The organism is Parabacteroides goldsteinii DSM 19448 = WAL 12034 (genome assembly GCF_000969835.1).
Classification (GTDB): Bacteria; Bacteroidota; Bacteroidia; order Bacteroidales; family Tannerellaceae; genus Parabacteroides; species Parabacteroides goldsteinii.
The window spans coordinates 1,807,708-1,829,143 of sequence record NZ_KQ033913.1 but is presented as its reverse complement, the minus strand read 5'-3'; the positions used below and the strand labels follow the sequence as shown (position 1 = coordinate 1,829,143).

20 protein-coding genes are annotated in these 21,436 nt (G+C 49.0%); 2 read left to right on the top strand and 18 right to left on the bottom strand.

All coding sequences use genetic code 11. The annotated features are described in order from the left end of the window. Positions 1-202 precede the first annotated feature (202 nt). Positions 203-1,009, top strand: a complete 807-nt coding sequence (locus HMPREF1535_RS20510; RefSeq protein ID WP_046147327.1) for a DUF6261 family protein — start codon at positions 203-205, stop codon at positions 1,007-1,009. Between the two features lie 70 nt (positions 1,010-1,079). Here the strand turns inward: HMPREF1535_RS20510 and HMPREF1535_RS20505 are convergent, their stop codons facing one another. Further along, complete coding sequence (locus tag HMPREF1535_RS20505; protein WP_046147656.1) at positions 1,080-1,715, bottom strand: HAD family hydrolase; 636 nt, start codon at positions 1,713-1,715, stop codon at positions 1,080-1,082. Between the two features lie 195 nt (positions 1,716-1,910). On the opposite strand from HMPREF1535_RS20505, the gene HMPREF1535_RS20500 reads away from it, so the two are divergent. Beyond that, entirely contained in the window at positions 1,911-3,287 is a 1,377-nt protein-coding gene (locus HMPREF1535_RS20500; protein WP_007656011.1) for a 3-keto-disaccharide hydrolase, read from the top strand. Between the two features lie 2 nt (positions 3,288-3,289). Here HMPREF1535_RS20500 and HMPREF1535_RS20495 read toward each other — a convergent pair whose 3' ends face one another. From HMPREF1535_RS20495 to HMPREF1535_RS20415, 17 genes are all read right to left on the bottom strand, one after another. Then, positions 3,290-5,056, bottom strand: coding sequence for an ArnT family glycosyltransferase (locus HMPREF1535_RS20495; protein ID WP_010802827.1), 1,767 nt, complete (start codon positions 5,054-5,056; stop codon positions 3,290-3,292). Positions 5,057-5,152: 96 nt separating this feature from the next. Next, entirely contained in the window at positions 5,153-6,709 is a 1,557-nt protein-coding gene (locus HMPREF1535_RS20490; protein ID WP_046147326.1) for a DUF4435 domain-containing protein, read from the bottom strand. Positions 6,710-6,862: 153 nt separating this feature from the next. Further along, positions 6,863-9,574 carry an alpha-L-rhamnosidase gene (locus tag HMPREF1535_RS20485; protein ID WP_046147655.1) on the bottom strand — a complete coding sequence of 904 codons (2,712 nt, stop codon included), beginning with the start codon at positions 9,572-9,574 and terminating at the stop codon, positions 6,863-6,865. A gap of 244 nt (positions 9,575-9,818) precedes the next feature. Next, positions 9,819-10,910 (bottom strand): zinc ribbon domain-containing protein, encoded by a 1,092-nt coding sequence (locus tag HMPREF1535_RS20480; RefSeq protein WP_046147325.1) that lies wholly within the window; start codon positions 10,908-10,910, stop codon positions 9,819-9,821. An 18-nt stretch (positions 10,911-10,928) separates the two neighbouring features. Continuing rightward, positions 10,929-11,882: a T9SS type A sorting domain-containing protein gene (locus tag HMPREF1535_RS20475; RefSeq protein ID WP_046147324.1), complete on the bottom strand. Its 954-nt coding sequence runs from the start codon at positions 11,880-11,882 to the stop codon at positions 10,929-10,931. A gap of 25 nt (positions 11,883-11,907) precedes the next feature. Then, positions 11,908-12,492 (bottom strand): DUF4870 domain-containing protein, encoded by a 585-nt coding sequence (locus HMPREF1535_RS20470; protein ID WP_046147323.1) that lies wholly within the window; start codon positions 12,490-12,492, stop codon positions 11,908-11,910. A 46-nt stretch (positions 12,493-12,538) separates the two neighbouring features. Continuing rightward, entirely contained in the window at positions 12,539-13,105 is a 567-nt protein-coding gene (locus HMPREF1535_RS20465; RefSeq protein ID WP_046147322.1) for a zinc ribbon domain-containing protein, read from the bottom strand. A 40-nt stretch (positions 13,106-13,145) separates the two neighbouring features. Next, positions 13,146-13,646 carry a zinc ribbon domain-containing protein gene (locus HMPREF1535_RS26340; RefSeq protein WP_007656019.1) on the bottom strand — a complete coding sequence of 167 codons (501 nt, stop codon included), beginning with the start codon at positions 13,644-13,646 and terminating at the stop codon, positions 13,146-13,148. Between the two features lie 19 nt (positions 13,647-13,665). Then, positions 13,666-14,037, bottom strand: coding sequence for a hypothetical protein (locus HMPREF1535_RS20455; RefSeq protein WP_046147321.1), 372 nt, complete (start codon positions 14,035-14,037; stop codon positions 13,666-13,668). Between the two features lie 21 nt (positions 14,038-14,058). Next, positions 14,059-14,730, bottom strand: a complete 672-nt coding sequence (locus HMPREF1535_RS20450) for a TapB family protein (RefSeq protein WP_007656021.1) — start codon at positions 14,728-14,730, stop codon at positions 14,059-14,061. Between the two features lie 19 nt (positions 14,731-14,749). After that, positions 14,750-16,195 (bottom strand): amidohydrolase family protein, encoded by a 1,446-nt coding sequence (locus HMPREF1535_RS20445; RefSeq protein ID WP_046147320.1) that lies wholly within the window; start codon positions 16,193-16,195, stop codon positions 14,750-14,752. A gap of 24 nt (positions 16,196-16,219) precedes the next feature. Then, the gene (locus HMPREF1535_RS20440) at positions 16,220-17,011 is read right to left on the bottom strand and encodes a hypothetical protein (RefSeq protein WP_007656023.1); all 792 of its coding nucleotides are present in this window, start codon (positions 17,009-17,011) and stop codon (positions 16,220-16,222) included. Between the two features lie 40 nt (positions 17,012-17,051). Further along, the gene (locus HMPREF1535_RS20435) at positions 17,052-17,543 is read right to left on the bottom strand and encodes an HU family DNA-binding protein (protein ID WP_007656024.1); all 492 of its coding nucleotides are present in this window, start codon (positions 17,541-17,543) and stop codon (positions 17,052-17,054) included. 246 nt (positions 17,544-17,789) lie between these two features. Then, positions 17,790-18,512: a hypothetical protein gene (locus HMPREF1535_RS20430; RefSeq protein WP_229102632.1), complete on the bottom strand. Its 723-nt coding sequence runs from the start codon at positions 18,510-18,512 to the stop codon at positions 17,790-17,792. Beyond that, positions 18,494-20,086: a hypothetical protein gene (locus HMPREF1535_RS20425; protein ID WP_046147319.1), complete on the bottom strand. Its 1,593-nt coding sequence runs from the start codon at positions 20,084-20,086 to the stop codon at positions 18,494-18,496. The genes HMPREF1535_RS20430 and HMPREF1535_RS20425 overlap by 19 nt, the downstream gene beginning before the upstream one ends. Positions 20,087-20,203: 117 nt before the next feature. Beyond that, the gene (locus tag HMPREF1535_RS20420) at positions 20,204-20,512 is read right to left on the bottom strand and encodes a hypothetical protein (RefSeq protein WP_046147318.1); all 309 of its coding nucleotides are present in this window, start codon (positions 20,510-20,512) and stop codon (positions 20,204-20,206) included. 70 nt (positions 20,513-20,582) lie between these two features. Next, positions 20,583-21,434 carry a BRO-N domain-containing protein gene (locus HMPREF1535_RS20415; protein ID WP_046147317.1) on the bottom strand — a complete coding sequence of 284 codons (852 nt, stop codon included), beginning with the start codon at positions 21,432-21,434 and terminating at the stop codon, positions 20,583-20,585. Positions 21,435-21,436 lie beyond the last annotated feature (2 nt).

Below are 21,436 nucleotides of genomic sequence, written 5' to 3'. Positions count from 1 at the left end.
TGCAAAGTGCTTTCCCGGTTTGGGAAACGGCTTTACACCCTTGCAAAGTGCTTTCCCGGTTTGGGAAACGACTTTACACCCTTGTAAGATGCTTTCCCGGTTTGGGAAACGATTTTACATCTTCTTGGAAATTGTTTTGACAAAACAGTTATCTTTTGAAATATAATGCTTACCTTGCCCTCGTTATCAAAAAATAGAAATCATGGGAACATACTTAAAATTCACCGATTTTTCTGCAAATAATTTCAACAACGCCGAGTACCTCAGTTTTCTCCGCCGTTTCCGTGCCCTCCTTCCATTTCCGGAGCAGGGTGGCGACCGACCCGAAATCGAAAGCCTTAGCGTCAATGAATCGAACGGTGTCCCTGCATTGGGCGTTTCGGCCGCTCAACTGACTGTCCTCGACGCAGTGATCGACCAACTTACCGATCTGAACAACCAGAGCCGTATCAGCCAGGAAACTGAAACGTTGAACGACACTGACAAACAACGCGACAACGTTGCCGTCTATGCTTTGAACCGGATAAACAATTCCGCAACCCTGCCACTCCAGGCAGAACAGGAAGCCGGAAAGTTTCTGCGGAACGTAGTGAAACCATATACCGGAATCGCACGCCTCCCGCTCAATCAGGAAACAGAAACGATCAAAGGACTCCTGGTCGATCTGAGAAAACCTGAAAATGCATCTGCCGTACAGGCTTTGAGCCTGACCCCTTATTTGAATGAACTGGAACGTTTGAATAATCTATACGAATCACTGGTGGCCCAACGCGCTGCCGAACGTCTGGCTAGTAGTGTAGACAACAGCAAGATCGTGCGTGCCCAAGGTGATGATATTTATGACGATATAACCTCGCTGGCTTTTGCCTGGAGCTTGGCGAATCCTTCGGACGAAGCTACTGCTTTTATCCGCAATGTCAACGCTCTGATATCCGATGCGCAGACAGCCTATAACCAGCGTATGGGACAGAAGAAAAAGAAGGAAAGCGACCGGCCGGAAATTGAATAAACTGGGTAAGGTTGCGGTTAAGCCCGTTTTTACAACGGCTGCCGCAACCTTCTTTTTTTATTCTGTTTCATTACCACTTCAGATAATCCTCGAAAGTAACCTTTTCGAAGTTCGGAATCACTTCATATACTTTATCCTTCAATGATTCTTCCGGGTTGGTGGTGCTCAGGCCGATAACCCGCATGCCGGCAGCCGTTCCCGCTTGTATGCCGGCAAATGAATCTTCAAAAACGAGGCAGTCGGCAGGGGAGACATGCAGGTCGTCTGCGGCCAGCAAGTAACACATCGGGTCAGGTTTCCCCTTTGTGATGCGGTCTGCGGTCACGATTGTATCGAACATGTTTTCCAGATGATGCAGTTTGAATGCCCGTTCAACCTTTGTATTGTCCGAACTGGTGACCAATCCCATCTGCACACCGTTCTTTTTCAGCAGGTGCAGAAATTCCAGGGAGCCGGGCATGGCGGGCAGGGGCATCGTGCTTTCGTATTCGGTCGATTCTTTGATGATCATCTGACGAAATTCTTCCGTACGGTCGGAAAAATACTTTTCCATGATGTAGGGGAGTGTTGTGCCTTTGATAACAGCAGCGAAGTTGTCGATACCTGTCCCGTAACGTTCACCTGCCTCATTCCAGAAAATATCGTAAATGGGTTCAGTGTCGACTATCACGCCGTCAAAGTCAAAGAGAGCCGTTTTAAATTTCATAAAAATACCTTTATTGATTACATTTTGCACACAAAGATAAGGCTATTCTTTGAAAAAGATTCTATCTGTTGTAAAATAGCAACACTTTTGCTGTGCATTTATGAATAATATTTTATCTTTGTGCTCGTACACATGTGTTAGTTGACAGACCAGTAAAACAATTTTCTTATTTATAATACCTAAAAGAAAAACAGAATGAAAACATCTTTGAAGTTAGCAGCCCTGTCCCTCGCGCTGCTTTGTTCCTGTCAGTCGAATGACGGCTGGCAAAAGTTATTCAATGGTAAAGACCTTACCGGTTTCAAGCAATTGAACGGCGAAGCGCCCTACCGGGTGGAAGACGGCTGCCTGGTCGGAACTTCGGTGACGGGCCAGCCGAACAGCTTTATGGCTACCGAACAGGAGTATGGCGATTTTATCCTGGAATTTGAAGCCCTCTGCGACCCGGCATTGAACTCCGGTGTGCAGTTCCGCAGCGAAAGCCGTCCGGATTACCAGAACGGGCGTGTGCATGGCTACCAATGCGAAATGGACCCTTCCGACAGAGCATGGAGCGGAGGTGTTTACGACGAGGCACGCCGTGGTTGGCTGGTGACGCTCGTCGATAACAAACCGGGACAAGCCGCCTACAAAAAGACAGATTGGAATAAATTCCGTATCGAAGCGATCGGCAACAATATCCGCATCTGGCTGAACGGCGTGAACACCGCCAATCTCTATGACGACGAAACAGCCAAAGGCTTCATCGCTTTCCAGGTGCATGGCATCGGAAAGAATACCGATCTGGAAGGAAAAGAAATCAAATGGCGTAATATCCGTATAAAGACGGAGAACCTGGAAGCCGAACGCATGCAGGGAACCCTGGCTCCTGAAGTGAACCGCGTCCCCAACTACCTGACGGATGCTGAAAAAGCGGACGGATGGAACCTCCTGTTCGACGGACAGACAACTACAGGCTGGCGTGGCGCCCATAAAGAGGCCTTCCCGGATCATGGCTGGAAAGTGGAAGACGGACAGTTGATCGTCTTGAAATCCGGTGGTGGCGAGTCTACCAACGGAGGTGATATCGTGACCGATAAAGAATATGCAGCATTCGAGTTAAGCCTGGAATTTAAAATCACTCCGGGAGCAAACAGCGGAATCAAATATTTCGTGACGGAAGCAGAAAAACCTAGCGGCTCCGCCTATGGCCTCGAATACCAGATATTAGATGACAAACTGCATCCGGATGCCAAACTCTACACAACGACTCCCGGCAGCCGCACCCTGGCAAGCCTTTACGACATGATGCCGGCCGGTAACAAACGTTTCAACGGTGTGGGCAACTGGAACCAGGCTGTCCTGAAAGTATTCCCCAATAACCATGTGGAACATTGGCTGAACGGCTTTAAAACATTGGAATACGATCGTGGTTCGGATGCTTTCCGCGAATTGGTGAAAGGTAGTAAATATGCTGCCCCGTCTTATAACGAGGCAGGACGTTTCGGTGAAGCTCCCCAGGGACATATCCTGTTACAGGATCATGGCGACGAAGTTGCTTTCCGCAGTATCAAAATCAAAGAATTAAAATAATCTTATTTTACACGGAGGAAGCTGCACAGGACAACCGGGCGGCGCACTTCGTGGATGATACGTTCAGAGGAGGTCAATATATTAAAAGTATATTGGCCTTCGTAATTTTTAAGGACAACCTCCAGGTCGCTGGAAGTTGCAAAGAAAAATCCTTCTTCCGGCATCTCCTGTTCGAAATTGTGGAAGCGGTTGCCGAGATAGAAATTAAGCCCGTACAGGTTCCTGTATTTCTTGAGATTATTCATAACGAACATATTGTTCTCATTCAGCGGATATTCTTTCATTACCTTTTCCGCAAAAGGGCGGGCAGAACCATCCTGGCGGATACCCCGCATGATAACCCCGTCGATCAGTAAATTGATCGTAAAACTCAGGGCGATCGTAGCATACAGGATCTTGATGTTTATCTTTTTGAACATCTGGTAAAGCACCGTCAGCAGCGCCACCAAAACGACGATAACAATGCAAACCGTCAGTCCGTAACTGAAAGAAAATATGTTGCTGACAGCTTCGACCTGTGCCAGGGTGGAGGTACGGCTTGTGTACTGTGAAGCAATAGCCACGGGGTCGATAACGCCGATCATCGTCAATCCGATGGCAATCAGTACCACGGTAGTGACCGATGCCAGGAAGGCTGCGAAGATACGGGTTACCTTTGTCCTGTATTCCGTGATATAGATGGCGTATTGTGCCAGGAATATTGCGATGAACGGATAAGCCGGCATCAGGTATACGCTTCTCTTGCTGGAAGGGATACTATAAAAGAAGATGATGCAAACCAATGCTACCAGGCTGAACAGTTTTTCTTTTTCCATGGAAAGAATATTATTCCAGCTGTCTTTCAGCACTTGTTTGAACGATCCTTTTTTTCTCTGCCAGTTCAAACCGAAGAGGGAGAAGAAAAAGAAGATGGTCCAGGGAATAAATCCGGCAGCCAGCGTCATAAAGTTATACCATACGCCATTCTCGTGTCCCAGGTCATAATTGATATCGGGCGTATTGAGATGGAAGAAACGTCCGAAGTTCTCGGCAAGTACGACATCGAGAAATTTATCCCCTCCCTGTTTCCAGGCTGCGATATACCAAAGCAGAGGCAGGAACAGAGACGAAACACCGATATAAAGCAGTGCCTTGAAAATTGTCAGCAGGCTGTATTTACGGAGCATCAGCAGATAAGCACCGAACACGAATAGAGGCAAAATAACTCCTACAGGCCCTTTAGTCAGAACCGCACACCCCAGCAATACCGGGATAATAACCGGCAGACCTTTCAACTCCAGTTGGTCTTCCCATCGGAACAACTGATAGAGGCCGATGACAATGAATGTCGTCAGTAGCATATCGACACGGGTAGTCATCGCCGCTCTGTGCATTTCAATGCATGTGAGTAGTAGGAGAGTAGCTATAAACGCCTGCTGGAATTTTATCCTCCGCCCGAAAAACATGAGCGTGCATCCCATCAGGCAGATAAAAGCGATTGTAGACGGCAGGCGAGAGGTAAACTCCGATACATATCCCTGCGGATAAGAGAAAGCAGCCATCAGCCAGTGTGCCATCGGCGGCTTATAGGCAAATTCGTTGGCATAAACCTGGGGTAATATCCAATTGCCTGATTCAAGCATGGATATGGCAACTGATGCTTCACGCGGCTCTCCTTTGGTGGAGAAATCACCCAGGCCGATCCAGGGAAGCACGGAGATTATACAGATTATAATAACCATTGTTACCGGCTTTTGCAGGTAGAGATATTGTAATGTAGGTGTACGCATATTCTTTTTGTAAGAGGACTAAACCAGTTAATGTCGTTATATCAGTTTGCAAAAGAACGATTTTTTGCGGACTTTTTCTTCATTTTTGATAACTTTTTATGTCCCTAAAGATTCTTTGATGGAAGAACGTATGACTTCCGCATCCTCTTTGTTTTCTTTCAGAATGGAAAGAACGAAGTTTAAATAACTCTCCTTGTTGCTGATACCGCAGAAGTTGCATACACGGCTTTGCGGCAGCATCCCTTTTTGATTATACACACGAAGGATATTCTTGTAATCTCCCGTTTCGATGTACTGGTTGAATTTATCTTTTATCCCATTGTATATTTCATCGACATGAACGTTGTAACGGATGCTTTCCACATGCTCGGTCAGTTGTTCGACGGTCGTTATCTTGCGGTCGACCGCTGTTTCCAGTTTCTTGCGGACGCGGTGTTTGGCATGTAGGATAACCTGGCTTTCGAGGTCCTTCTCGAAGAGTTTGACTACATTTTCCTTTACCTGGGTAAATACGGTATCGGGATCTTTCATCATACGGCGTGCCACGGTACGTATCACGGGTTCGAGCATCAGCAGGTTTTCCACTTCGGCTACGTCGGGAACGAAGATATGCTGGTCATGCAGATAGTCGATCTCTCCCTGCGTACGGCGGTCGCGGTCTACGATCCCCATGGATTCCAGCGTATGGAAGTCCTGTAACTGCCGGAAAGCCTTTGTCGTTTCAATCACCTTCTGGCAGCCACCCATCGGCTTGACCATATAATCGGGGAAGATCAGTGGGTAGAGGCGGTTGTCGATACTGTTGGAGTCGGTCCCTTCGATGAACAGGATCGGTTTGCGGCTCCCGAGGATATCTATATATACTTCTTCGGGAAGGCTGTCGCTGTTTTCTATCAGTTGGTAGTCCCAGACATGGGCGTCGGCATTGTAGTCCCTGATCCATATCCGTTTGCCTTCCGGACGAGAGGTGGCGAAGTCGATATCGTGCGTCAGATAAACGAATGTGCAGTCGGGACGCATAGCTTCGATCTCATCCCAAAGCAGGTTCTTGATCGAGTTGTGAAGCAGTATTTCCGGTTCTTCGATCACCAGCAGTTCGTTGGGACGGGCACAGAGTACGGCGCCTATCAGGTAGAAGACGATCTTTTCGCCGTCGCTCATTCTGCCGGCCGTATAAGAATCGCCGTCGCGGCTGGTGGAAGCCAGTTCAATAAAGCCGGACTTCCTGACCAGGCGGTTATGCGGGAACATTTTCTCCCAGATGGCCTGTATGCGGTCTATTTTGGTAACGGGCGGTTCCAGGTCCGGGGTCAGCTTGCAGGCTTCCTTATAGTTTACCGCCGCCTCAAATTCTTCGCTTTGCAGGTGGAGGATCAGTTTTTCGTATTCTGAAAGGCGGGGCATGAAGATGCGTTCCGCTATCATCGATTGCAGGCGTGCCAGTTCATTACCTTCGACAGGCACAGGTTCTTCACTGCTGATAAACAGGGAGTGCATGCCGGATATCTTTTTACTGTTGTCGGAGTAACGCTCCAGCAGATCTCTGCCGAACGAACTTTTGCCGGCACCATTTGCCCCGATAACGACAAGCACGTTTGTGTCGAGCACGATCGTTTCGGAGGCATTCAACTTGGAAGGGAGAGTGAGTTCCATACAGGTACTGATTTATTTTACTCCCAAAGGTAATTAAATTATTCGTATTCTATAGCTTGGGCGATCTTTTTGACGGAGTAAAAAAATCTGTAAATGGCAAACCAATGATTAAGATCAAGGATGTCATTTACAGACTTTTCTTCATATTTATTTTTAGTTATTAAAGTGATAACTGCCCGAACCGATCTCGATTTCCGTATAGGAGGCAGTGTCATTCACCCTCCTGATACCCGATTGGTTGGATTGTTTGATCCGGAACTCTTTCGGTATCCGTACGACGGCTGAGGTGTTGCCGGGGATTGTAATATCCCAGCTGAAAGTACCGTTTTCTTTTTTCCAGGCACTTTTGATCTCTCCGTAAACTGATTCGTAGGAGGCGGAAACGGCATTCAGCCCTTCGGGAAATACCGGAGCCATGATCAGCTTCTTATAAGCGACGGATTCCGGAGCGCATTTGATTCCAGCCAGGTCTTCATAGTACCAGATGATCAGGTCGCCCAGTAACATGACATGGTTGGCGGAATTCATGGCAGGGTCGGCGGTATCTCCGTTCCAGAGTTCCCAGATGGTGGTGGCACCTTTCTTTGCCATGTATCCCCAACTCGGGTAGGTGTCGTTCGTAGCAATCTTCCAGGCCATATCTACCCGGCCGTATTCGGTGAGGCCGCGCATCAGATGCTGGATGCCCAGGACACCGGTACTGACATGGCCGCCGAAGTCTCCCTCCGTTTTCTTGACAATGTTGGCAAACACTTTTTCTTCATATCCTTTTGGAACGAGTCCTAAACGTAATGACAGGATGTTGGCTGTAACCGTATTGTTGCCGTATTGGGCTGTTTCCGGATGGAAATATTTTGCGTTGTAGGCTTCTTTCATCTTTGCTGCCAGTTCCTGATAGGCTGTAATATCGTTTTCCTGTCCGCTTAGCCGGGCAAATTCGCTCATCATATTCAGCAGGCTGTAATACATGGTTGTAGACAGGATAGCACCGTCAGTCTTACGGGCCGGGTCCTGCGAATGAATTAACTCCTGTGATTCCGGGGGCATACACCAGTCACCGTAAGTGTCTTTTACGATGATATAATCCTGCATGGCTGTTTGTTGTATGTGTTGCATCCATCGCTTCATAGACGGGTAATGTCTGATGATGGCACTCTTATCCCCGAACTGGCGGTATAAGAGGTTGGCTACATAGAAATAGGCGGCAGGCCAGGTGACATCGTCGTTGTATATCGTCCAATAACGGGGAGATACGTCGGAGATGCTTCCTTCCGGGCTTTGGGAGTCTTCGATATCCTGCAACCATTTATTATACAGGAGGGCATTGTTGAAGATGAAAGCTTCTCCATATGCTCCGGTTACACGGTCTCCCAGCCATCCGTGACGTTCGTCGCGTTGCGGACAGTCAGTCGGCATGCCCCGGTAATTGCCACGAATACCCCAATAGGCATTTTTATAGATCTGGTTCACCAGAGGGTTGGAAGTTTCAAACTTTCCGGTCGTTTTCATTTTGTCATAGATTACTTTTCCGGTAAAGGCGGATAATTCCGGCTTATAATCAAGCCCCGAAATCTCTACAAAACGGAATCCGTGATAGACAAATATCGGTTCCCAGCTGAACTGGCCGTCGCGAGCCGGGGTATATATATCGGTTACATTGGCACTACGCAGGTTTGCCAGGTAAAGCGAACCGTCTTCCTTGAGTAATTCAGCAAATTTCATAGTGACAGGTTGATCTTTCTTTCCTTTCAGGCTGACAGCTAACCTGCCGACCATATTCTGTCCCATATCGATGATATATTTGCCGTCCGGTCTTTCGGTGATGCTGACCGGCTTGATTTCTTCCTGGATACGGAGGTTCGGATTTGACTGTACGGTTAATTTACCGGCGGGAGTTGTCATGACATCTGCCGTGAGCCATTTAGAGTCGTCGAAACCATTTTTGTTCCAACCGCTCAGTTCCAGGCGGGCGTCATATTCTTCGCCGTCAAATTCGTTGTTGGCAATGATCGGGCCTTTGGAGGTTACTTTCCATGAGGTATCGCTGACTATGACGGTTTGCGAGCCGTCGGCATACTCGATTTCCAGTTGTGCAAGCAGGGAGGGCAGCGTTTCCTGCCGGTCTCTCATTGCGAAATAACGACCGTTACCCAAGGCAACGCCTATCGTATTTTTATCTTTTGACAACAGATCCGTCACGTCATATACATTATAATATACACGGTTAGGATACCAGGATGGTCCGGGCGCGAAAATATCTTCGCTTACAGGTTTTCCATTGATATAGGATTCGGAAAAACCGAGGCCGGAAATGTATAGAACAGCTCTTTGAATCGGTTTATCCGCAACAAACTCTTTGCGGAGATTGCGAGCGGCAAGACGTGTCTTCCCTTCTTTCGTCTCCCCTGGGTTGGAAAGATTGTTTTCGCCGATCCAGGTTGCTTTCCAGTCGGAAGGATTGAGCAAGGTCATCGACCAGGTGTTTATCGGACTCCAGTCCGTTGAGCCTTGATTCGTATTGGCTTTAATACGCCAATAATATTGTTTTCTGGATTGTAACGGATTGCCTCCGTAGGGGATGAGTATGGACTCATCGCTTTTCACTTCACCGCTGTCCCAAAGCAGTTCTTTCCCGTTTTTCAGGTTATCGGGAGATTCGGCAACCTGTATCTGATAGGAGGTCTGCGTGAGATCGGGTGATCCGGAAGAGATTTTCCACATAAAGCGGGGTTGTGATACACCAATGCCTACCGGGTTTTCTTTCATTTCAACCCGAAGATCTTTGATACTGACCGTTTGGCCGGAAGTACATCCCGCCAGTATGATAACCAAAGCAGTCAATAATGAGGATAAAGTAGCTTTCATTTGCATTCGAATTAAGTTAAGTCTGTATAGAACAGGGATAATACATCTTCCTTAGTTTCACAAAATTAGGATATTGGATATTGAAAGGGTTTTAATTTTGACTTTTTTCCTTTGTAAAATGATATTGTTAATGGATAGTTCTATGTTTTATGCCAAGTTGTCACAGCAAAAACGACTGGAGCCAACAGAGGACTTCCAGTCGTTTTTGCTGTGAATAGCTATAAGTCAGTTAGTTTTTTTATTACTATCCGAACCGTGTCCCGCAATTACCACAGAAGACTTTTTTTGGTTCCAACGCTTTGCCACAGGAAGGGCAGAAGCGGGGAGCGGCTGAAACGGGGGCAGGCGGATCGTAAGAGGGAGCGGCTGCCTGTGGTATTTCTGCTGGAGATTGTTGTTCACCATAGCCGGACGCTTGTCCCGCATAAGCCGGTTGCGGTTCGCTCGTGCCTTTGTTAAACAGTTCTTTGAACTTTTTCGACAGGTTGCACAACTTGCCGTAGAGGTCGAAGGTGATTTGGGTGGTCGGAGCTACCTGCATATAGCTGCTCATCATTTTTACCAGTATCCAGCTGTCGATAAAAGCATATTTTACCGTATAAGCGAACAGCAAGGAGATAATGAAAGCCATAAATCCGCTCCATCCAAATAGACGGAACAGCCCGCCGAAGAGGACGAATGCCACCAGCGTTACTGCCACGAATGAAAGGATAACCACACCGGTTGTCTTCGCTGCGTCTTTCAACAGTGTCTTCCAGTTCTTGAAATAGATAACCACACCGTCGGCGGCCAATTTATAGGCATTCTGTTCCGGATGGGCGAAGGTATATCCCAGGCAACATTCATCGACGTAGCCGAGGGAGATATCCAGAAACATATTCATGAGGCTTTTTACGCCATCGGCTCCCGGCAGTGCTCCGAGCAGTCCGTCGGTGATACGCCCCAGGGTACGTTGCAGTTGTTTGACGGAACCGGCTACCAGTTTGTCGAGTGCGAAGTATACGTTGGAGGTACCGAAGCGTTCCTTCACCATCGTCTTTCCGGTTTCAAACGGGTTGGCAGGGACTTGCCCTGTTTGAAAGGCTATCGTTATTACGGCTACATGCCCGGCTTTCACCAGATAGCCGATGTAATGGTTGAGGAAGAAATTCACTATCCCGATCAGACTCAGCCAGATAATGAACATGATTGCGCCGACTCCTCCACTATCGAACAGGACGGCGATACCCATCATGATGGCGAACAGAACGACGGCTATCAGGATATTGAGCAATCGCAGCCCCAGCTTGATCCAGCCGAATTGCAGTGTCTTTGAAAAAACTTCTTTTGCTGTCATAACCAATAGGTATTAATGTTAGAACCTGATCTTGAAGGAACCTTTATCCGTTTTCACGATATAAACGCCCGGTGAGAGTGTTGAAACATCTATTGTAGATGTGGAACTTTTCTTTACCAGCCGTCCGACGATAGCAAATATCTCGATACCGTTTTCGGCTGCCGGGACTTCGAGGATGGTTCCGTTTAGTCGCCATTCGGGTTTTTCGGCAGTGATGGTTTCGTTGCCGGAAGGATTGCCCGGTTGGTGACTGGAGTAGTAGGCGTAATCTTTGCCATCGTATTGCCAGTCGGTGGCTATTGGGAAATAGGTTTTCCCCCAGCTTTTGGAGATTACCGGGTTGCCTTTGTCAACTATTTCGCTTTTCATTTCTGACATTACAGCCCAGGAGCCCATCATATCGGTTGACATTTTGGTCATGCTGATATCTCCGTCGTAAGTCATTCCCATTTTCATATTGAAAGTCATTCCTTCCGCTGTAGTTGAGAGTTCGAGTAAAGTAGGCATACCTGCGGAGTTGACCTTTACGTTAGTTATATTTACAATGCCTTCCTGTTTCCAGCTACCGCCTTCCCTGGTAAAACTGGTAATCATTTTCGGGTAAATATGATCATTTTCGTAGGTCATATCTGTCTTGTCGGTTTCCGTTCCGTCGGCAGAATAACCGATAGCCGTTGTTGTACGTCCTTTACTGTCGAGCGTGTTGACGGTTTTACCGGCCGTTTTCCAGCTGCTTGTCGCTTCCTCCCAGGTATAATGATTGGTCTGGGTGACGAAGTTCTTGTCATTGAATACGTTTTCTTCTTTTGTACTCTTTTTGTCGTTTTCATCGTAATGGATGGTGCTGTCCGGCGAAGCGGTAAGGAACGCCAGAAGATCGAATGCACTACGCAGTGAAACCGATGTGTTTTGTGCCATCAGGTTGGTTGAGGCGAACAGGGCAGTAGCTGCCATAAGTATAATCTGTTTCATAAGAGTAAATTATTAGAGATGAATACTATTTTAATAAGCGGTATTTTCCGATAAGCGGGAGCTCTTTGGCTCGACCGTTCACGGCATTGAGAATTCCGATCACGGCCAGCACGGCAAATACGAAACCGATAAGACCGATGATGCTCACCACAAAATAGAGTCGCCATGAGATAGCGAGGATCACGCCGCTCAGAATGCTGTACGCTATACCATATATGATACATGCGATGCAAAGCAGCAAACCCTGGTTGGAATGATATCGGGCAAAAGGCGAGTCTTTGGCCGCCAATATCGGAATAAGAACCAGCGGGCCGAAATAGGCCAGGATCGACATGCCTTTGTGCTGTTCGATGTCTCTGGGATCGAACTGGGCCGTGCTGTCGGCCGTGTTGTTCAGGTTCGAGAAGGTATCGCCGGCAGCCGGTTGGGGTTGCTGGGCCTGGGGTGGTTGCTGTACCGGTTGGGGCTGTTGATACTGTTGTTGCGGAGCCGCCGCCGGCTGGGGCGGTGTTTCCTGAGTAGGAGCGACTGCCGCCATCGGTGCGCCGCAGGCCGGACAGAATTTAACTCCGTCGTTTACTTGTTGTCCACATTTTCCACAGAATGCCATAATTATTTCCTCCTTTAATTTTAGTTGTTTTGTTTCTTACTGTTATTTATTCGAGCGATTTGAGTGTATCTGTAATGTCACTGAGACCGGAACCGAACATGCTTCCGAAAATAAGGAAGATGATGCCCGAAAGAACCGCGCTTATCAGCATGATGATAAGCATGGCACGGGCGAAGTTCGTCTTATTCACTTTCCGGCAACCGCCGCATGCCCATACAAGGAGCAGGATCAGGTTGACGATGGGTAGCATCATCAGCAACATGATGCCGATAAATCCGCCGGTCGTGATCGGTTCGTACTTGCTGCCCGGGGGCAGGGCGTTCGGGTCGGGAGCCGGTGCATACGGTTGCGCCGCATAGGGCTGGGCTGCGTATGGCTGTGCAGGTGGTACCGTGTAAGCCTGTTGAGGCGGTGGTGCGGTCTGCGGTTGCGCATAAACAGAGGGAGCCTGCTGCGGTTGGGGCGGTGGCGACGGAGCTTGGGGCTGCACCTGCTGCACGGGCTGTACAGGCTGGGTAGGGACTTTCACCGTTATTCCCATCGGTTTTCCGCACGAGGTGCAGAATTTGATGTCGTCGGGGACTTGTGTTCCGCAAAAAGTACAAAATGCCATATTGTTTGTTTTTTAATTGTTAAATAAAGATAGATCAAGTTTAACCGACATTCGTTCCGCAATTGCTACAGAAACGGTGTCCCGCTGCTACTTCGGCTCCGCAATTGGAACAGAAGCGTTTGGCGGCAGGAGCTTGTGCCGGTGGAGCGAGGCGTGTACCGCAATCCTGGCAGAAGTTGGTTCCTTCGGGGTTGTAGGCTCCGCAATTCGGGCAGCTGTGGGCGACTTCTTCGGCTTCGCGACGGGCACGTTCTTCCTCCTTGGCACGTTCGCGGGCTATCTTTTCTTCGCGTGCAGCTTTCAGGCGTTCCTCTGCAGCCTGCCGGTTGGCGGCAAGCTGGTCGAGTTCAGTCTTTATCTCCGGATAGCTTTTGCCTCCATCGGTTTCATATACTTGCCGGCCGAGACGGGCATAGACCTTCTCTTCTTTACCGGCAAGTTCTTTCAATTCACTTTGTGCATTGAATATTTTCACATCCGGATCGTCTTGCGGCATAAAGCCCGACAATCCTTTCACTATTCCGTCGATGATGTTTGACATGTTATTGTTGTTTGGTTCGTTACTCTTTTTTCTCCTCCGGAGCTGTTTTCTTGGCATCCTTCATCAGCTCGTTCAGGTCGAGATCTTTTAGCCCTGCGCTGATGGCGAGGATGGACAGCTTCGACACCTTGGCGACGATTTTCAGTTTTGTTACACCGCCGATTTCGTCGTTTTCCAGTGCTTCATTCAATACTTTCAGCGGTTCTTCCAGGTCTTTGCCTATCTGTTCCATGTCTTCCTTGCTCAGTTTCTCGCCTTTCTTATTTGCTTTTTCCAGCTTTTCGATGGCGGTGTCGATTTTCTTCAAGGATTTGTCAACGGGTGAACCTCCGCAAGCCGTCATTATCACGAGGCTTACAATGCACATAAGTGCTACGATTGTCTTTTTCATGATGCGTTTGTTTTTTAGGGTTTAAAAGCCTTCTATTTCTACTATTTCCTGTACGGACATCAGCTTGCCTTTCTTGTTGTAAGTTTCCGTTTTCACGGGACCGATGCCGCGGCCGTACCATACTTTCTGCTTCATCTGCTGCTTGATGCCGATCACTTTCGAGAGGACGGTGCTTTCGACGATCAGGCAGTCGATGGAGGTTCCGCCGATATCGAGCGTTTCTTCGCCCGTCACTTTGATATCGGAGGTAGCGGTTGTCGTTTTCATGGCACCGATGTTGACGGTGATGGTGTAATCTTTCAATACGTCGCCCACAGCAACGTCGGCGGGTAGTATCAGGTTATCGCCGCTCACAGTCATGCCTTCCATCAGCTTGCCGGCCAGCGAAGTCGGGTCGAACGTGACGACACCGTCTTTGATGTAGATTTTCATGTCCATCTCTTCGTTCAGCAACGGTTTTTTCTTGTTGTCCATCACCATCGTTTTGTAGACGACGGTGCAGTTAGAGGGTTCGCCTTCCACGCTAACGACGGTGCTTTGGCTGTAACCGTTGATCTTTCCTTTGCCGTCTTTTTCGGCCAGGGTGATCTTCAATCCGTCCTTAGTGAAGAAGAAGGGTTCCTGGGCGTTCAGCCCCACAGTTGCCATCAGGGAGATGGCGATTAGCAGTAATGTTTTCAGATGTGTTTTCATACGCTTGATATGTTAGTGATTAATAATAAAGTTGCGTTATCGATTCATATTTGATATCTGTACCATTCATTTCTCCGGTCGGCCTGTGCCTGTCGAAAGCGATTTTTCCGTTTACGATGACCAGTTCTATTCCTTCGGAGAATTGGCAGGGGTTGGCATTCGTTGCCCGTCCTCGGATCGTTTCGGGGTTGAATACCGTCAGGTCGGCGATGTATCCGTTTCGTAGTTCGCCGCGTCCGCGCATCGGGAAACCGATGATCCGGGCGGAGCGGGTAGTCATCTTGTTGAGTATCTTTTCCAGCGGGATACGTTCGTCCAGCGCATAACGGATAGCGGAGGCGAAGCAGTTTGCACCGCGGGGATGGTTGTTGGCGCACCGTTCTTTTTCGATGCCGCCGTCGGAGCCGATCACGCAGAAGTCTTCCCGGAGGGCCAGCCTGACAGTTGTCTCCATCGGCTGGACACCGGGGCGGACGGCAACCAGTACGCCGGCTTGGCTGCGGTAGCGGTTGAAGCTTTCTTCCGTCAGCCGTTCGCCGGTCCCGACGATTTCGAGGTCGGAGTAGGTTATTTGGTAACGTTCCTGCCAGCCCTCGGTGAAGCGGGAAGAATGGAGATAAGTGGCCCAATAGGAACTGGGGTATACGCATGTCGTGATTTCCAGTCCGCTGGTACGGGCTTCGCGGATACGTTTCAATGCCTCGGGCATGTGGAAGGTGCCGCCTGTCGAGTTGAGGTGGTCGATATGTACTCTGCACCCTGTCAAGTGCGACAGCCGGATCGCTTCGTCTACTCCCAGCAATTCTTTATCGCGGCAGGAATAACGTGTGTGCAGGAAAAGCGGCCGTTCGTATTTCCGGGCGAGATGGGCATAGGCCAGGAGCTCTTCCCTGGTTGTGTCCGGGTGATATTCCGGGCTGTGGGAGATGCCCAGTGCGCCTTCTTCCAGGCTGCTTTCGATGGCTTTCAGGCGACTTGCCAATACCGGATATTTATACCGGAGGTTCATTACTTTAGTGGAAACACCCCAGTTGACGTAGTGTTTTTCCCGGCTGAAATGACGGTAATAATCGCCTGCATGTGTTGCTCCGCCGTGCATTTGCAGGGCTGTTGCGACACCGTCGCCCAGTTTGTATTTTTCGAATGTGAGGAAAGTCCTTTCGGGATTAGCGGAATTGTCGGCCAGGATATCGATAAAGCCGGGAGAGACGACTCTTCCGCTCACGTTGATCACATAATGGCAAGGGATAGGAGACTTGCTCACTACCAGTCTGCCTCTAGGAGTTATGCCGATGTCGCAGCTACACCATCGTCCGTCGATATAGGTTTGTCCTCCACGCAATACATACTCCACTTCCGGACTTGCTACTTTTATCGTGGCAGACCGGAGGGCATCCGAGCACAGTGCGGCTGTTGCTAGGCCACATGCCTTCAGAAAATTCCGGCGGGAGTATATTGGTTTCATGTAGCGATTGTTTCTTATGGTTGTTTATTTCTTTTTCTGTCCGGCACCGAACATTTCGAGCAATGCCTTAATCTTTTCTTCCGGGCTCTTGTCCGAACCTTCGTTGATGGATTTTATTTCTTCGGCTTTTTTCTGGAAAGCGTCGCGGGTATCGTCGAAGTTTTTTTGGCTCTCCTGGCGCGATTTTCCCGAGAATAGTTCCAACATTCCACCGCTGGGCATTTCGGTGATTTTGTAACCTTCAGGCAATTCGAACAGATGGGCGGGTTGCGGTCCTTGCCGGATGTTGCGCAGCACTTGTAATCTATCGTACTGACCACCGGGTTTTTCGGCGATGCAACCTGTATAGTTGGATGCCTTCAATGGTTCGTAAATCCATGTCAAGCCTGCATTCTCGGTCTGTGCCTCCCCTGTCAGGTTATTAATGCTTGTGCGATAACTGTAATATTTTTTGCACATGCGCCCGTCCACTTCTTCTTCACCCAGGTATTCCGTATGACTTTGTTCATTGCTAACAAGATCGAGCCCTACCATCTGGTTGGTTCCGGCAAATTTCGTGATGTCGTTAATCAGAAAACCGGTCTTTTTATCTTCGAATAGCGCATACACTTTCTTTGTGTCCAGGAGGCAAAGGGTTATGAACTTTTTGCCTGTCTGCTTATCAACGCTTTCCGACCGCAAACCTTTGGGCGACACCCACGTCTTACTGATGAGTTCGCCATTGCTGTAGCACCACTCGCCGTAGAACGAGATTTGTGCTTCTGCCGTTGTCATTCCCAGCAGCCCAGCAAATAGCAGTAGTATCCATGTTTTCATAACTGTTCGTTTTATCCGTTAATAAGTAACACATTGAGTTTTATTCGATTTCTGGTCTGTCTTCGCCACCGCCACCACCTTCCGGAGGGGTGCTCTTCGCCAGGCGATAATCGGCCAGAGAAGCGTAGCTGATATCATTTTCCAGCACGCCTCCATCCTCGAAGGTGAGGCCATTGAGCACGCTTTCGCGCAGCTCTTTTGAGGGGGTGAAGACGATGCGGGCATTCTTGATCATGCTGTTTGCCCGGAAATCGTTGATATTTTCCACACCGTCACTTTTGAAGGTGGTACGAAAGGTTCCTAAACCAGGAATTTTCACTGTGTGCCCCTGCTGAAGCTGTTGGGGCACAAATTTGGCAAGGAGTTCCAACGAGGCTTCCATCTCGATGGGAGCCATGGTAGTGTTGGCGGTGGCAGCACGTGTCATCGCCTTGCCCGACAGCGGGGATTCGCTATTAGGGGTTGCATACCATTTGGGAGGTGCATCCTTTTTCAGCGGGTTCGTTCTTTTAATTAATTTGTACTTAGCCATTGTTTTTATTTTTAAATTATTAATAATAAGTTGTTTCATTCTCTTATACAGTTGTTCCCGGTCTTGCCTGTGTGAGGTCTCCGGTTTCACCTGCGTGAGGCTCTCGATGTCACCCGTGTGAGTCTTTAGATGTCACCTGTGTGAGGTTGACGATGTCACGCGGGTGAGACTTTTTACCTTTCGGGGAATCGGTTTCCCCGGAAACCCGGAAATTGCATTCCGGAGTTTCCGAAGTCACCGACGGGTCTACCAGAATCTATCCCCGTTTGTTTTTTTATAGTAGCTGACCGCGATGTCCGAATATGAATAATAGACGGTTGCGGCGGTCGGCATGAAATCGGTATGGTAGAAGCGGCGACCGGCCCGGCGGCGGATCTCTTCGTAGCTGTCGCGGAAAGAGCCGTTATAGGCAGTGGCGCAGAAACGGACTTGCCCGGTTGCTGTCTCTTCGGCCAATTCGGGGAAACGCCGGTAAAGGAGTTTCAGGAAAAGGGCGAGGTAGATGCATTGCCATTCAGGGTTATCCAACCGGCGGATGCGGGCGCGGCGGGCGTAGACGTTGTCGGCCAGGTCGAAATAGATTTCGTATTCGTGGCGTAACGGGATCTGCATCCAGTCGTGCTCCAACGCTTCGGCAAAGGAGGGTTTCATCTGGAACCGTCCGATGGAGAAATCGGCCCCGCGGGTTCCGCCTTGCAGGTAGAGTGCTTTGATGGCTACTGTCTCCATTAGATTCTGCAAGGCGGAGTAGCGGAGCAGTTCGGGGAAAACGACTGCTGCCGCCAGTTCGACAGGGAGGCCGAACTCTGAAAAAACAACTTCCCAGATCTCCTTTTGCCTGGTTGTGTATTTTTTTGCTTCTATCCATTCTTTTTCAAAGATCGCTTGATAATCCTGCGCCACGGATGCCGTGCAAAGGGCGAAGGCGAGGGCCGGCACGAGGAATATCTTTATAATTTGTAGACGCATTTCTCTACGTTTTCACCGGATACCTCTACCCATATCAGCCGATTGCCTTCCTTCTTCAATGCCGAGGGATAGAAGGTGGAGCCGTCGTGCAGGGTCAGGGCACCGTCGCGCGAGTAGGTGGCGGTCCATTTGCCGCTTTGCGAAGTCCAGGTGCCGTAAGGCGGGTCGTAGTCTTCGCGTTTTTGCTGCTGTTGCTTGATGGCCTGCCGACCTTTGGTGTCCATTTCGCGTTTCTTGCCGTTCTCGTAGATGTACTCGGTGCCGTTCTCTTCGTCGATTGTCCAGATGACACTGCCGCTCAAGAAGCCGTCGACGGAGGTGGCATAACCGCTCTCGGCACGCATCATCCGTTCGCTCTTCGGGAATTTCATGATGGTCTCTTTACAGACGGGCGAAAATTCCGGTTCGGGAAAATCGCGGTATGCCTGGTCAAGCAGGTTGGCGCAGATGGTCACGATATTGAGGCTGGCGCGTTTCTCGGCACAGGCGGGGATCATTCCGGCTTTCACCATGTCGGCCTGCAGGGACATACTCTGCGGGTAGAGCCCCCTGTTCAGTTCGATCTGCTCTGCCAGGTATTTGCGCCAGGTGACGGCGGCTTCGCGGCGGGCGCGTTTGGCCAGCTCGTCGGCTTCGGTGTAGATCTGCTCGATCTCTGCCGGGTCGTCGGTGTTGCAGAGCCGGGCGTAGAGGCTTTTGATGATGTCGGCATTTTTTCCGAGTATTTTATTGTAGTTAATGAGCGGGTTAGGAGGGCCCTCCATCTGTTTTTGCATCAGTTCGGCGAGGCGTTGGTCCAGTTCGGCATCGCCGCTACCGGATTGTATGCTTGAAAGGGAGGAGGATTTTTCCATCAGTGCGCCCAGGTCTTCCATGGCGTTGCCGTGTTCGGCAAGGATGGCCAGCCGGTCCTGGTCGCTCAGCTCGCCACCTGCGGCTGCTTCGCGTTTTTCAATGTCGACGGCCATGGCTTCGAGGCTGCTCATGTCGCCGATGGTGTTGCTAACGATCTTTTGGGTGATGCGTTCTTTTTCGGCTTCGGAGGTCATGTCGTTTTCGAGGGCCCGCAGTTCGGCTTCGGTGATGCCGAGTTTTTTGGCAGTCGAGGCGTACATGTTTTCGCGGAAGGCAATCATTTCTTCGTTCGAGCAGGTGTATTGCTTGTCGAGTTCCCTGACGCGCGTCGTAACGGCTACTATCTTCCGGTAGTAGGTTTCGCGGGCGGCGGCATTGGGGTTCGCCATTTCATCGACCGATGGGAGCGGGGGAAGTTCCTTCAGCAGGGCTTCGATGGAGGAGGCTTTGCTGGGGGTGACTGCTTCGTCCCATGTAGCGGTAGCGGTGCGGAGTTTCTGCAGTTTGTCGGACGGGGTGGGGCGTTGGATCGGTTTGTTGCCATCGCTGTTCCCGTCGTGATTGTCGTCGGCTTGCGTCTGATCTTCCGCAATGTCGGTGCTTTCGCTGATGCCGACAGCGTTTTCCACTTTCTGCTTCAGCTTTTTCATAAAGCCCTGGCTGTGTCCCGCGGTGGGGAGGCAGCAGGCTAATGCTAGTAGGAATAAGGTCTTTTTCATGTCGTTCCGTTTTTATGGTGTTACATTATTTTCATATATGCACACAAAAAAAGCGTGTAAACTTTGTGATTGGTTTACACGCTTTTGGTTACGGAAGTGTTTTTTATATTCAACTGGTTACAAATTGTAACCAGTTGAATTATATTCTTTTATATCATGTGGGCAATCCTCTAATTCCTGCAAAAGTTCTTCAACGGTATGAGGTTTAATCTTACCTTCTCGTACGAGTTTAAGTTCCCGTAGTCCCTCTCGGATATCGTTCAATATCTCTTCTTTTTCTTCGAGTGACATTTCTTCGTCGGTCATATCGTCATTTTCATAATTGATATGTATCATGGGATTTTTAACCGATTGTTTAAGAACACGGACAATATTCATCAGAATACGCCCTATTTCGTTGCTTTCGTCGAAAGTGATGGTAATCATTTCATTATCTCCTTTCTTTTTTGATTGTTCATATTCTTTAGCATGTACACTAATGTATTACAGAGCATTCCTACACTTCAATCTGTGGATCGTCTTTATCCTGTTCTAATTGTAGAAAGTCTTTTGCATTGATGGGGGTTACGACCGGCCGGCCGGTTTCTTCTTCCAGTTTCATGCGGGCTTCTTTGGCGACGTTAGCTCCACGGCGGGCTACTTCCATATGATCGTCGAAAGTTTCTGTTTCCGTCACTTCCGATATCTCCTTGGTGGAGAGTTCGGCAAGCATGTTTAACACTAACTCTTTGTTGGTCATATTATCGCGCAGGTTTTCTTTTTTCAGCCTCTTGAATTGTTTGTATTCTTTGGCTGTTTTTCCTGCCCACGTCTTATAGATAATATCTGTTAGAGTGGCAAACTGTACGCCTTCCTCCAATCCCTGGCGTTTCCATTCGTCGGTCAGGTCTTTACGGATTTCGATGCTTTTAAGACGTTGGTTTATCCAGTTATCGGAGTAGCCTAGCCGTTTGTAGTCGGTCATGGCCTGTTCGATGGATAACTCCGGGTCTTGCATCTGGTCGAGACGTTCTTTCGCTACCTGTGCCATCCAGAGTTTGAACGGCTCGGCTTTGGGCGAAGGGATGGATTGGATCAGGCGGAAGAGTTGCTCGGTGGTGGCAACGTCAGTCTTGTAATACTTGCCGTCGGAGGAAAGCATTTTCAGTTGACTACAATTTGTAGTCAACTCACTTCCTTCCTTTTTTAATCGGTTTTTTAATACACTCCAGTATTTTCTGGGGTTAGGACTGTCGGTCAATACAGCCACCACATCAACAATAGAAAAGTACCATTCTTCGGTTTCACTATCCCATAATGTGCGGACTTTCTTCTCTTCAAAAACTTTGATAGCATTTTGCTGTGTCATAA